The sequence below is a fragment of the Achromobacter sp. Root565 genome (assembly GCF_001427425.1).
GTDB classification, from domain to species: domain Bacteria; phylum Pseudomonadota; class Gammaproteobacteria; order Burkholderiales; family Burkholderiaceae_B; genus Achromobacter; species Achromobacter spanius_D.
In genome coordinates this window covers 2,792,457-2,805,026 of record NZ_LMGO01000001.1, presented here as the reverse complement: position 1 = coordinate 2,805,026, position 12,570 = coordinate 2,792,457, and the positions used below count along the sequence as shown (strand labels likewise).

At 67.3% G+C, this 12,570-nt stretch carries 11 protein-coding genes; 5 read left to right on the top strand and 6 right to left on the bottom strand.

The genetic code is table 11. From position 1 onward, the window contains the following. The first annotated feature begins 171 nt into the window (after positions 1-171). The 3 genes from ASD71_RS12530 to ASD71_RS12520 all read left to right on the top strand — a co-directional run bounded on the left by ASD71_RS12530 (position 172) and on the right by ASD71_RS12520 (position 2,789). Positions 172-1,029 carry a proline/glycine betaine ABC transporter permease gene (locus ASD71_RS12530; RefSeq protein WP_056564039.1) on the top strand — a complete coding sequence of 286 codons (858 nt, stop codon included), beginning with the start codon at positions 172-174 and terminating at the stop codon, positions 1,027-1,029. Further along, a complete protein-coding gene (locus tag ASD71_RS12525) occupies positions 1,026-2,309 on the top strand; it encodes a glycine betaine/L-proline ABC transporter ATP-binding protein (protein ID WP_056564038.1) in 1,284 nt (427 codons plus the stop codon). Before ASD71_RS12530 ends, ASD71_RS12525 begins: the two co-directional genes overlap by 4 nt. A 105-nt stretch (positions 2,310-2,414) precedes the next feature. Then, positions 2,415-2,789 (top strand): tautomerase family protein, encoded by a 375-nt coding sequence (locus tag ASD71_RS12520; RefSeq protein WP_056564037.1) that lies wholly within the window; start codon positions 2,415-2,417, stop codon positions 2,787-2,789. Between the two features lie 12 nt (positions 2,790-2,801). On the opposite strand, the gene ASD71_RS12515 is transcribed toward ASD71_RS12520, so the two are convergent. The 3 genes from ASD71_RS12515 to ASD71_RS12505 form a co-directional block, all read right to left on the bottom strand. Continuing rightward, positions 2,802-3,767 carry a tripartite tricarboxylate transporter substrate binding protein gene (locus ASD71_RS12515; RefSeq protein WP_056564036.1) on the bottom strand — a complete coding sequence of 322 codons (966 nt, stop codon included), beginning with the start codon at positions 3,765-3,767 and terminating at the stop codon, positions 2,802-2,804. 79 nt (positions 3,768-3,846) lie between these two features. Continuing rightward, a complete protein-coding gene (locus ASD71_RS12510; protein WP_056564035.1) occupies positions 3,847-4,326 on the bottom strand; it encodes a MaoC family dehydratase in 480 nt (159 codons plus the stop codon). After that, positions 4,323-5,570 (bottom strand): CaiB/BaiF CoA-transferase family protein, encoded by a 1,248-nt coding sequence (locus tag ASD71_RS12505; protein ID WP_056564034.1) that lies wholly within the window; start codon positions 5,568-5,570, stop codon positions 4,323-4,325. Before ASD71_RS12505 ends, ASD71_RS12510 begins: the two co-directional genes overlap by 4 nt. 71 nt (positions 5,571-5,641) lie before the next feature. Between ASD71_RS12505 and ASD71_RS12500 the strand changes: the two genes are divergently transcribed. Continuing rightward, the gene (locus ASD71_RS12500; RefSeq protein ID WP_056564033.1) at positions 5,642-6,547 is read left to right on the top strand and encodes a LysR family transcriptional regulator; all 906 of its coding nucleotides are present in this window, start codon (positions 5,642-5,644) and stop codon (positions 6,545-6,547) included. 6 nt (positions 6,548-6,553) lie between these two features. Here the strand turns inward: ASD71_RS12500 and ASD71_RS12495 are convergent, their stop codons facing one another. The 3 genes from ASD71_RS12495 to ASD71_RS12485 form a co-directional block, all read right to left on the bottom strand. After that, on the bottom strand, positions 6,554-7,690 hold the full coding sequence (locus ASD71_RS12495; RefSeq protein ID WP_056564029.1) for an AAA family ATPase: 1,137 nt from the start codon (positions 7,688-7,690) through the stop codon (positions 6,554-6,556). Beyond that, positions 7,687-8,562 carry an RNA ligase family protein gene (locus ASD71_RS12490; RefSeq protein ID WP_056564026.1) on the bottom strand — a complete coding sequence of 292 codons (876 nt, stop codon included), beginning with the start codon at positions 8,560-8,562 and terminating at the stop codon, positions 7,687-7,689. Before ASD71_RS12490 ends, ASD71_RS12495 begins: the two co-directional genes overlap by 4 nt. 309 nt (positions 8,563-8,871) lie before the next feature. Then, positions 8,872-10,005 (bottom strand): metallophosphoesterase, encoded by a 1,134-nt coding sequence (locus tag ASD71_RS12485; protein ID WP_056564021.1) that lies wholly within the window; start codon positions 10,003-10,005, stop codon positions 8,872-8,874. A gap of 940 nt (positions 10,006-10,945) precedes the next feature. Between ASD71_RS12485 and ASD71_RS12480 the strand changes: the two genes are divergently transcribed. Next, positions 10,946-12,553 carry a diguanylate cyclase gene (locus tag ASD71_RS12480; RefSeq protein ID WP_056564017.1) on the top strand — a complete coding sequence of 536 codons (1,608 nt, stop codon included), beginning with the start codon at positions 10,946-10,948 and terminating at the stop codon, positions 12,551-12,553. Positions 12,554-12,570 lie beyond the last annotated feature (17 nt).

Genomic DNA, 12,570 nt, shown 5'->3' with positions numbered 1-12,570 from the left:
CGCCACCCGCGGTGGCAGTGATACCGGTGCAGGGCACCGATGCGGATGTGATCTGCGCGATCCATCATCCGTCCAGGTGCCAGGCACCCGTCTCAGTCTCGTTGTTTTCCGCTGCGCCGGCGCGCCCGGTGGCGACACGGGCGGCGAGCGCGCCAGAATGGAGTCGAATGCATGTTTCCTGAAATTATTCCCGCCCGTCAGGTACGGGGGGCGATCGACGGCTTTGTCGATCATCTGGTCACCAACTACGCGGACACGCTGGAGAAATTGTCCCAGCCCGTGCTGCACGCGTTGGTGTGGTTGGAGCAGCTGCTGCGCAACTCGCCCTGGTGGGCAGTGGTCGCGGTCACCGTTGCGATCGCCTATGGCGTCAGCCGCCGCATCGGCCTGAGCGTCGCGATGGGCGCGCTGCTGTGCGTGATCGGCGTGCTGGGCCTGTGGGACGCCGGCATGCAGACGCTGGCGCTGATGATCATGGCGGCAGGGCTGTCCGTGCTGATCGGCATTCCGCTGGGCGTGCTGATGGCGCGGGTCAACTGGCTGCGTTCGGGCATGCTGCCCGTGCTGGACGTGATGCAGACGATGCCCAGCTTTGTGTACCTGATTCCCGTCGTCATGCTGTTTGGCCTGGGCAAGATCCCCGCCATCATCGCGACCGTCATTTACGCCGTGCCGCCGCTCATCCGTCTGACCGACCTGGGCATCCGCCTGGTCGACCGCGAAGTGCTGGAAGCGTCGCGCGCCTTTGGCGCCAACCCGCGCCAGCAGCTCTTCGGCGTGCAATTGCCCCTGGCGCTGCCCAACATCATGGCCGGCATCAACCAGACCACGATGATGGCGCTGTCGATGGTGGTGATCGCGTCGATGATCGGTGCGCGCGGCCTGGGTTATGAAGTGCTGCTGGGCATCAATCGCCTGGAAGTGGGCCGGGGCCTGTTGGCCGGCCTGGGTATCGTGGTGCTGGCCGTGCTGTTCGACCGGATCACGCAATCGTATGGACAGCGCATGCGCATGGGAGGCCAGCGATGAGCAAGATCGAAGTCAAGAACATCTACAAGATCTTCGGAGCGCATCCGAAAAAGTGGCTGGAAGCCGCGCAGGGCGGCATGAGCAAGGAAGAGCTGCTGGCCAAGAGCGGCCACACGCTGGGTCTGCGCGACATCAGCCTGTCCATCGAAGAAGGCAGCATCTACGTCATCATGGGCTTGTCGGGTTCCGGCAAGTCGACGCTGATCCGCCACTTCAACCGCCTGATCGAGCCCAGCGCGGGCCACATCCTGGTCGATGGCGTGGATGTCGTCAGCCTGAACAAGCGCGACCTGGAAGTCTTCCGCCAAAAGAAGATGAGCATGGTGTTCCAGCGCTTTGGCCTGTTTCCGCACCGCACGGTGCTGGACAACGCCGCGTACGGGCTGACCGTGCAGGGCGTGGGCAAGGCCGAGCGCGAGAAGCGCGCCCGCGATTGGCTGGAACAGGTGGGCCTGTCGGGCTTCGAGAATCAGTACCCGCATCAACTGTCGGGCGGCATGCAGCAGCGTGTCGGCCTGGCGCGCGCGCTGGCCACCGATGCCGAAATCCTGCTGATGGACGAAGCGTTCTCCGCGCTGGACCCGCTGATCCGCCGCGAGATGCAGGACCAGCTCCTGCAACTGCAAGCCAAGCTCAACAAGACCATCGTCTTCATCACGCATGATCTGGACGAAGCGCTGCGCCTGGGCAACCGCATCGCCATCCTGAAGGACGGCGAACTGGTGCAGGAAGGCACGCCGGAAGACATCCTGCTGAACCCGGCCAACGATTACGTGCAGTCGTTCCTGCAGGACGTGAACCGCACCAAGGTGCTCAACGCCACCCACGCCGTGAATCCGGCGCGCCTGACGCTGACGATGCGTTCGCGCCCGGCGCATGCCGTGGACCGCATGAACGCGCTCAGCTACGAGTACGCGCCGGTGCTGGACGGCAAGCGCCTCGCTGGCGTCCTGACCGCCAAGGCGGCCGCCAAGGCCATGCAGGAAGGCGCGCGCGATGTGTCCCGTTTTGTCGAGGACCTGGCCTCGGTGCCCGCCACCGCGGGTCTGGGCGAAGTGCTGGCGCAGCTGGTGCACAGCGACCAGCCGGTCGCCGTGACGGGCGAGGACGACGAGTTCCTGGGCATGCTGTCCCGCAAGAAGGTCGTGGAGCTGGTCACGCCGGCCCTGACCGAGACGCCGGTTTCGGCCGAAGCCCTGACTGAAACCCCGGCCACGGCGGACGCGGACGCGTCGGACGCCCAACCGGAACTGGAACGCGAAGGCAAGGCCGCCGCCTGATTCCAGCTTTTCCCGCATGACCCCTTGCGCCCGCGTGCACTTGCTTGCACGCGGGCGCAGTCACGATATGATGGCCTTCCTCTTCGTGCACCCTCGGAACCCGTCATGCCCCTCTTGAACGTCCAGATCATGCAAGGCCATTCGGCCGCCCAGAAAGCCGCCCTGCTGAAGGCGGCATCCAACGCGGTGGTGGAAAGCATCGCTGCGCCGCTGCCCAGCGTGCGCGCCGTGCTGCACGAAATCCCGGCGGAACACGTGATCGTTGCGGGGGAAATCGGCAAGCGCATGGCGCGCGTGGACGTGGACCTGATCGAAGGCCGCGATGAGGCCAAGAAGGCGGCGCTGATCGCGGCGCTGAACCAGGCGGTGTGTGCCAGTCTCGACATTTCCGGCGAAGACGTCCGCGTGATCCTGCGCGACGTGCCCAAGACCGACATGGGCGTGGCAAATGGCTTGAGCGCCAAGGCTGCGGGACGCTGAGTCGTACGGCCCTCAATCCAGCTTCACGTTCGCCGCCTTCACCACCTCGCCCCATCGCGCGATCTCGCTCTTGATGTAGGCGGCATATTCCTGCGGCGTCGACCCCAGCGCCTGCGCGCCTTGCACCTTGAGCTGCTTCTGCATCTCCGGCGATTTCAGCGCGCGCAGGATCTCGGCATTCAGCTTTTCAATGACAGGCGCGGGCGTGCCGGCCGGCACCACCACGCCTTGCCAAGCCCCCATCCCAAAACCCGGCGCCACGGTTTCCGCTACCGTTGGCACGTCGGGCAGCTGGTCGCTGCGCGTCTCGCTGGTCACCGCCAGCGCGCGCAGCTTGCCTTCGCGGATGAAGCCCAGCGAATCGTTCAGCGTGTTGGTCATCACCTGGACCTGTCCGCCGACCAGGTCCGTCATGGCGGGGGCGCTGCCGCGATAGGGCACGTGGACCGCATCGATGTTCAGCGACCGCAGAAGCAGCAGCGCGCCCAGATGCGTGACGTTGCCGGCGCCGGCGGACCCATACGACAGCTTGCCGGGATGCTTGCGGGCATAGTCCACGAAGGCGGGCGCCGTATCGGCGGGCACGGACGGGTGCACCAGCAGGACGAGCGGAATGACGGCCGTGGTGGACACCGGCGCAAAATCCTTGACCGGGTCGAAGGCCAGCGAGCGATACAGGTTGGGGCTGAGCGCGATGGACGAGGTGTTGTACAGCACGGTGTAGCCGTCGGGCTTGGCCGCGGCCGCGTACTGCATGCCGATGTTGCCGTTGGCGCCGCCCTTGTTTTCGACGACGACGGTCTGGCCAAGCTGGTCGGTCAGCTGCTTGGCCAGCACGCGCGCCACCAGGTCGGTTGGGCCGCCGGGCGGGAAGGGCACCACCATCGTGATCGGGCGGTCGGGCCACGCGGCCTGGGCGCTGGCGGCGCCTCCTAGCGCCAGAATGGCCAGCGTGGTCGCCAGCAGTGCTTTTTTCATGGGTTGTCTCCTTGTGCTGTTATGGGTACTGCGGATTGGCGGCGGCGTCCTCTCGCGGGGCGCTTGCCGCCGATAGCGGTCAGCGCGGCCTGCCGGCCAGCATGCGCACGGCCGTGTAGGCCATCACCGGCTTGCCGTGCTGGTTGCGCACGTCGATGGCGGACGTGACCACCGCGCGGTTGTGCTGCGAGGTCGGGCGCACGCCGGTCACTTCGATCTCGGCCCAGATGGTGTCGCCCGCCACCACCGGCGCAATCATCTTCTTGTGAACCTCCAGCAGCGCCAGGCCCGTTCCCTGCACCATGCCCTGCATGATCAGTCCCTCGATCAGGCCATAGGTCAACGCGCCCGGCGCGGGCCGGCCCTGGATGGCGCCGTGGGCGTAGGTGGCGTCGATGAAGATGGTCTCCAGCATCCCCGTGACGCTGATGAAGTTGACGATGTCGGTCTCGGTCACCGTGCGGCGAAACGTCTGGAAGCGTTGGCCGACCGTCAGGTCCTGCCAGTAAAAGCCGTGGCCCAACTGGGCGATGGGTGCGGTGTTGCGGTCTTGGGTCATGCGGGGTCCTTGGTGTTTTCGGAAAGGGGGGCGCCGGCTTGCCGGGCGGCGCCGGTGCCGAGCAGCGCATCGACTTGGGCAGGCGCGATGCCCGCTTCGGCCAGCACGTTGCGCGTGTGTTCGCCCAGGCGCGGCGGCATGGCGGGCGGCACGTGAGAGTGCTGCAGGCGCACCGGGTTGCGGGGAAAGCGGTAATGGCTGCCGGACGCGCTTTCCAGCGGCACGAAGAAATCGACGCTGGTCAGGTGCGGATCGGTCTCCAGATCTTCCAGCCGGTTCACGGGCGCGGCCGGGATCTGCAGCCGTTCGCATAGCGCCAGCCAGTACGCCGTGTCGTGGGCCGCGACGATGCCGGCCTGCAATTCGTAGAGCGTCTCGATATGCCGGGTCCGCGCCGAAATGTCGGCAAAGCGCGGATCCTGCGCCAGGTCGGGGCGGCCGGCGGCGTTGAAGAAATCGCGCCAATGGGCGTCGGTGTAGGGCATCAGGCAGACGTGTCCGTCGGCGGTCTGGCAGGGCCGGCGCCAGGGCGTGAGCACGCGCGGATAGCCGGCGTCGCCGGGTTCGTCCGCCAGATGCCGGCCGTAGTAATGCTCCACCAGCGCAAAGGACGCCATGTTCTCGAACATGGGCACTTCCAGTTGCTGGCCCTGTCCGGTGCGCGCGCGCTGGAACAGCGCCGCAAGAATCGCGTGCGCGGCGACCAGGCCGCAGGTCTTGTCGGCGGCGACGGTGGGCAGGTAGCGCGGTGCGCCGGTCTGGCGGCCGACCAGATCCGCGAAGCCCGACAGACCCTGGATGATGTCGTCGTAAGCCGGGCGGCCGTCGTAGGCGCCGCCTTCGCCAAAGCCGTACAGGCCGGCATAGACCAGCCGCGGGTTGCGCGCGCACAGCGTGGCGGGGTCCAGCCCCAGCGCCGCCATCTTGGCCGGCCGCATGCTGTGCATCAGCACGTCGGCCTGATCCACCAGCGTCAGCAGCGCCTCGCGCGCGGCGGGCTGTTTCAGGTCCAGCACGATACTGCGTTTGTTGCGGTTCAGGCCCAGGAAGATCGCGGACAGGCCGGGCTCCTGCGCGGGGCCGGTGCGCCGGGTGGAGTCGCCGTCGGGCGCCTCCACCTTGATGACGTCCGCGCCGTAGTCGGCCAGGATCTGCGAGGCATAGGGGCCGAATACGACGGAAGTCAGGTCCAGGACGCGGATGCCATCCAGCGCCGGGCCGTTTGAAGGGGGAGGTGTGGTCATGGCGGAAATCCTATCGGCGCCGCACATACGCGTCTAATATGGCTTCGGTATTGCTTGATACGGAATCTGTTATGGCTATAGATTTGCGCCAGCTTCGGCAGTTCGTCACGATCGCCGAACTGGGGAGTTACCGCCGCGCCGCCGATGCGCTGCACATCGCCCAGCCCGCGCTGTCGGTGTCGATTCAGAAACTGGAGCACGCGGTGGGCGTGCCGCTGCTGGTGCGGGGCGCCAAGGGCGTCACCACGACACCGGCGGGCGACGCCCTGATGGCCGATGCGCGCCGCGCGCTGTTCCATACCGATCAGGCGCGCCAGGCCGCCCGCCGGGTGGCCTTGGGAGAATGGGGAACGCTGCGCCTGGGTTTCGTGGGTTCGGCCACGTACATGCTGCTGCCGCGCTGTCTGCCGGCTTTCCGCGCGCAGTACCCGGATGTGCAACTGGACCTGCGCGAAGACAGCACGGTCGGGCTGGTGGCAATGCTGCGCGCCAATGAGATCGACGCGGGCCTCGTGCGCGGTCCTTTGGCCGAAGACAGCGCGCTCGATTCATGGGTGGTCGAGCGCGACGACCTGATGCTGGCCGTGCCCGCCCGCCACCCCTTGGCCGACGCCGGCCCGATCGCGCTTGAACGCATGCGGTCCGAAAACTTCGTGCTGTATTCGCCGGCCAAGGTGCCGGGCCTGAACGGCGTGACGCTGGCGCTGTGTCACAAGGCCGGTTTTTCGCCCCGCATCAGCCAGGAGGCGATCCAGGTGCAGACGCTGGTCAGCCTGGTCGCCAGCGGGCTGGGCGTGGCGCTGGTGCCCGGCGTGACCCGCGCCTACTCGACGCCGCACGTGGCGTTCGTGCCCCTGACCGACCCGGATGCGCAGGGCGCGCTGTCGCTGTCGCTGGTGACGCATCGCGACACCTCGTGCGCGTCGGTGCTGCGCTTGCGCGACAGCATGCTGGCGCCGGCGACAGTGCCTGCCTGACCCGCGCTACACCGCGTAGACCACCCGGTGGGCCTCCGTGGGCAGCGGCAGGTCCCAGCGGTGCAACATGCCGGTCAGCGTCTTGTTGGATAGCGACGTGTCGCGCCGCGCATTGCGGCGCAGCAGTTCGGCACGCGGCTTTTCCAGATACACCAGCTCCACGTCCGCGTGATAGGCGTACAGCAGGTCCAGCGTCTTCTTGCGCATCAGCTCGCTGAGGTTGGTGGCATTCCAGACGAACGGCGCACGGGCGCGCAACAGGGTCTTTGCGCGGTCGATGGCCAGATGCGCGACCATGCCCTCGTTCTTGCCGTGGCGCAGGCCCAGTTCCTCGCGCGCATCGTCGAACGACACTACCGGCAGATCCGGATGATGCGCCGCCACCCACGTGTTCTTGCCGGACGCCGGCAGGCCGGACATCACGATGACGCGCGAGCCCGGCTCCTGGAACAGCGCGTAGTCGGGATGCACGTCGGCGCCGCGGAAGTAGCTGACGGCGGTGTGTGCGTCGGCAAAGGCGCGGGGCTGACCGAAGCACTGCTCGTCACGCGCCAGCTCGCAAAAGAGCGCGATGTTGTCCAGCACGCGGCCCGCATCCGCGCAGATGCGGCCGCGCATGTCGGCTTCGGCCAGCATTGCCAGCAGCGGAAGGGACACCTGCCACGACAGCTCGCGCACGATGAACTCCGGCGAGCGGCCGCGGCGCGAGCCTTCCAGCGCGAAGAACGGCACCTGATGCGTGGCGATCAGCCGGCAGATGGCCTCACGCACCGCGAACGGTACGCCCGCATCCCACAACGCGATGCGCGCGTCGATGGCGCCCTTGCGTGAATGGCCGGGCTGGCCGATGGCGCCGGTGACCGGGTCGATCACCGTGGTGCCGTGCTTGGCCACGTCGTGCAGCAGGGCGGCCAGAAACACGATCTCCTGATCGGCGCGGGACGCGGCCTGGTATTGCGGCAGCGCGATTAACGCGTCCACCACCATTTGCGTATGCGTCCACACGTCGCCCTCGCCGTGGTAGCGCGGATCCTGCGGCGTGGTCTTGGCCAGCTCCAGCGCGGGAAAGGCGGTCAGGCATGCGGTGTAGTCGGCGCCGCGCCCCGGCTGAGGCACGAGGGCGCGGATCTGTTCGTGATTCATGCTGTCTCTCCGGTGCGGGCGCCGCGCAAGGTGTCCCAATCCACCGCGAGGCGCGGGGCGTACAGGTCGACGCCGTCGGCGAGCTGGTTGGGGATGAATGGCTGCTCCGAATGGTGCATGTCCGAATCCAGAATGGCCTGCACGAAGTCGCGCCGCACCCACTTGTAGCGGGCGACGGTCGTGCTGTCGGCTTCGGCCTTGATGTAGAGGCCTTCCGACAGGTCCGACTTGTCGCACTGCTTCCAGGCGCGCGCCAAGTCGAGGCCTTCGCGCAGCACGGTGGCCTCGAAGGCATCGCGCCAGCCATCCGTCTTGGCCAGCGACGGCTTGAGCAGGGCCTTCAGGTCTGCCAGCCGCGCGGGCGCCGGGCCTTCGTACAGCACGGGCACGGACAGCACCGGACCATCTGCCAACAGCGCGCGGCGCGCGCCGGTCGACAGGAACTCGCCGGTGCGCCGGTCCAGCACGTCGAATTCAAAGAAGTGATGCGGCAGGGCGTCGTAGAACACGGAGTGCTTCTTCGACAGCGTTTCGCCGTACATCACATAGCGGTCCTCCAGCCGATCCAGCAGCCAGTCGGCATGCGCGGCGGCCCAGGCCTTGACGAAGCTGAACTGCCGCTCGCGGCCGCCGCCCACCAGGTAGTGGCCGCGGGATTGCAGCAGCAGTTCGCCGGACGGGCTGAAACTGATGCCGGTGTTGGCGCCGTCCAGCTTTTCTTCGACGACGAGCGTCTGGCCGGCCAGCGTGCGATAGGACACGTGGTCATGGCCTTCGTCCCCGTCCTGCAGGCGCGAGCCTTCCAGGTGGGGCGTTCGGGGGTATCGGAACAGGTCAAGCGATTGCGCGTAGGCGCAGAAATCCAGCGTCATGGGTCTTCTCCAGCAAATGGGAAAAGCCGACGACACAGTCTTTACGGGAGGGGAAGCGGGGATGGGGTGTGTTGCGCTTCCTGGATCCGCGCCTGCCGGGCGGGGGTGTGCTCATTACATGGCGTCGAGCAGCGAATGCGGGCAGGCTGACCGCGGTACCAGGACGGTACTCGTCGGCGTTCAGGCGATTTGACGAATGGCAGACACGGTTGCACCCAGAAAGCGGAAAGCGTTGAAAAAGCAGGGCCGAATGCTAAGTCAGCGCGGCGGCGCTTGTCAATGCGCCGCCGCGTTTGTGGCAGGACAGCGTCAGGCGGGCGGCGCGGCGCGCAGCACGATCTGCGTGATCTCCGACGGCCGGCCAAGCCGGATCGGAAAGCCCGGCCACAGGCCCGCGCCGTTGCTCACGTAGAGCTGCATGTTGCCGACCTGGTACATGCCCGACACATAGCCTTCATTGGCTAGTTGAGTGATGAAATGCGGCCCCAGAATCTGGCCGCCGTGCGTGTGGCCCGACAGTTGCAGACCGGCGCCGGCTTGCGCGTGGCGGACGGCGCCTACCGGCCGGTGGCTCAAGAGGATCACCGCCGACGACGGCGGCACGCCCTTCATGGCCGCGTCGATGTCCGGCAGGGGCTGGTTCACGCGCGCCGAGACGCTGTCCGTGATGCCCGCCAAGACCAGCGGCTGGCCGTCGCGTTCAAGCGTCATGTGTTCATTGAGCAGCATGCGGAGGCCAAGTTTCTTGAAGGCCTCGATCCAGCCCAGGTACTCGGCGTAATACTCGTGGTTGCCCGGAATCGCCACCACGCCATATTGCGCGCGCAGATCGGCCAGCGGTTGCACGTCGGCGGCGCGCGCCGCGGGCGTGCCGTCGACCAGATCGCCCGTGATGAGCGTCAGGTCCGGCTTGAGCGCATTGGTGCGCGCCACGACGGCCTGCATCCAGTCGCCTTGCAGCAGGCGGCTGGCGTGCAGGTCGGTCAGATGCACGATGCGAAAGCCATCATACGCACGCGGCAGGTTGGGCAGGGCGACCTCGATCGTCTTGACCTCCGGCACGCGCACGGCCTGCCAGACGCCAACGGCGGACAGCGCAAGCGCGGCGATGGCGGACCCGGCGCGCAGCCGCGTGCAGCCCAGCAGGGCGCGGCCGCGCCGGCGCGAGAACAGCGACACGATCAGTCCCGCCACATCCGTGATGAAGAGAAAGCTTGCCAGCAGAATGAGCGCGCCGAACGCCCAGCCCAGCGCCATCAAAACGGCCGCGGGCACCTCGGGCGACGCCATGGTGCCGAAGAAGTTGCGGGTAATGAGATGGTGCTCGGCGGCCAGCACGACCAATACCGATAGCAGCACTCTGCCGGAGGCGGGCCACTTCAATTGCCAGACGAAGCGCCAGATGACGTAGAGCGCGATAAGCCCTGTGATGACATGAAACACGTGCGAAATCCTGAATCTTGTAGTTGGAATCGCCTGGACCGGCCTGCACCGCCATCCGAGCGAAGTTTCCCGCGAGGGAGCGCCGATTAAACAACGGATTTCGCGCGTCGGCTGAAACATGGCGCGCGCTGATGGCGGGCTGTGGCAGGTCGGTGTCTGACACCCGGGGGAGATGAGCGTCAGCTTGGGCGGCTGCCTCAAGGGTGTCAGACACCTGGTGGGGCGATGGCGGGCTGTGGCAGGTCGGTGTCTGACACCCTGGGGAGATGAGCGTCGGCTTGGGCGGCTGCCGCAAGGGTGTCAGACACCTGGTGGGGCGATGGCGGGCTGTGGCAGGTCGGTGTCTGACACCCTGGGGGGATGAGCGTCGGCTTGGGTGGCTGCCTCAAGGGTGTCAGACACCTGGTGGGGCGATGGCGGGCCGTGGCAGGTGGGTGTCTGACACCCTGGGGAGATGAGCGTCAGCTTGGGTGGCTGCCTCAAGGGTGTCAGACACCTGGTGTGGCGATGGCGGGGCTGTGGCAGGTCGGTGTCTGACACCCGGGGGAGATGAGCGTCGGCTTGGGTGGCTGCCTCAAGGGTGTCAGACACCTGGTGGGTCGATGGCGGGCCGTGGCAGGTGGGTGTCTGACACCCGGGGGAGATGAGCGTCAGCTTGGGCGGCTGCCTCAAGGGTGTCAGACACCTGGTGGGGCGATGGCGGGCCGTGGCAGGTGGGTGTCTGACACCCTGGGGAGATGAGCGTCATCTTGAGAGGTTGTCTCAAGGGTGTCTGACACCTGGTGCGCCGCTGGATTACCCCAAAATTGTTGGGTATTCTGCGTGATCACGATGCGCCGGCCCGCCAGCCTGCGGCTGCGCAGCCGTTCTCCGTGGTGCGCGCATCCGGCAGCCACGTCGAGTCCGGGCGATTCGCGGTTGGTCCCTCTTCAGGAGCAGCATGGCAAGAGAACGCAGGGTGCGCTTGTTGACCGTGCTTATTTCGCTGGCGGTGCTCAGCGTGGCGGTCGGCTTTTTCAATGCCATGTATGCGGGCTACCAGGCGCAGAAGACGCAGGTCGTCAAGAATACGCTCGACTCCAATCTGGCCTACGCGCAGAAGCTGGCCGACATCATCAACCTGTATATCCAGACGGGCGACCGGCAGCTCACCGCCGGCGCGAACCGCATCCAGCGGCTGGCCGATGCGCCCGGCGCGCTCCAGGGCGAACTGTCGGAACTGGCCGGCACGATAGAGGGCGTGACGGCCGTGCTGCTGGCTGATCGAGACGGCCAGATCACTCGCCGGTCCGAAGGCGGCTCGTCGCCGCTGGCCGCGATCAGGAAACTGGACGATCTGGGCGTGCGCGAGCTACGCGCGGGGCAATGGGCGCAACCGTGCTGCCTGCCCGGCGCCCGCTTTGCGACGCTGACACTGGTCGAACCTGTGCCTGGCCCGCAACACGCCGTCTCGGGCTATCTCGCCGCCGTCGTCGTGCTGGAACACGGCGGCGGCCTGGACCGGCTGGTCGGCCAGCACGCGTATGCGGACGGCACGTCCGTGTACCTGGTCAACGGCGAGGGCCAGATGCTGTACCGGCATGGCGCGGACGCCGACATAGCGAGCGCGGTCCGGGCGCGCCTGTCGCCCGCCAAGGGGCCGGGCGTGGAGCAGGTGACGGACGCTTCCGGCGCGGCGGTGATCGCGGGGTACGCGCCGCTGGTCAAGGGCAACTGGGCAGTCGTGGTGCAGCGTCCGCTCGAAAGTGCGCTGTCACCGCTCAAGGACCTGCTGGGCGCGTCGCTGCAGTTCGCCATCCCGGCCGTGGCGTTGACCTTGCTGCTCGTCTGCGCATGCGCCTACGCGATCGCGCGGCCGCTCGCGCGGCTTGCCGACGCCTTTGCGAGCGACGAGCCGGTCGGTCCCTCGGCCTTGCGCGCCAGCACGCTCAAGACCTGGTATTTCGAGGCCGAAAAGCTGCGTCAGGCGCTGGCAACCGCGCAAGCGCGGCATCGGGACGAGGTTGGCCGGCTGAACACGGAATCGCTGACCGATCCCATGACCGGGCTGATGAATCGCCGTGCCCTGCGCGCGCGGATCGACGAGCTGGTGGCGGGCGCGGCGCCGTTCGCGGTTATTGCGCTCGATTTGGACCACTTCAAGCAGGTCAACGATGTGTACGGCCATCCGACCGGCGACAAGGTGCTGGTTGCCCTGGCGCGGACGCTGCAGGAGAACGTGCGCGCCGGGGACCAGGCCTTTCGCATCGGCGGCGAGGAGTTCGTGATGATCCTGCCGCAGCCTGGCGCGCAGGATGCGACGCAGGACGCCGCGCGGGGCGCGGCACAGACTGCGGCACAAGCGGCCGAGCGGATCCGGGCGGCCGTGGCGGCGCGCCCGATGCCCGATGGCGTGCGCGGCGTGACCGTGTCGGTGGGCGTGGCGCTGTGGCCGCGGGATGGCGTATCGCCGCAGGCCGTCATCAAATGCGCCGATCAGGCGTTGTACCAGTCGAAGCAATCGGGGCGGGATAGGGTGACGATGTGGGAAGCGGCGGCCGAGGCTTGAACACGCCCGGCCGCCGG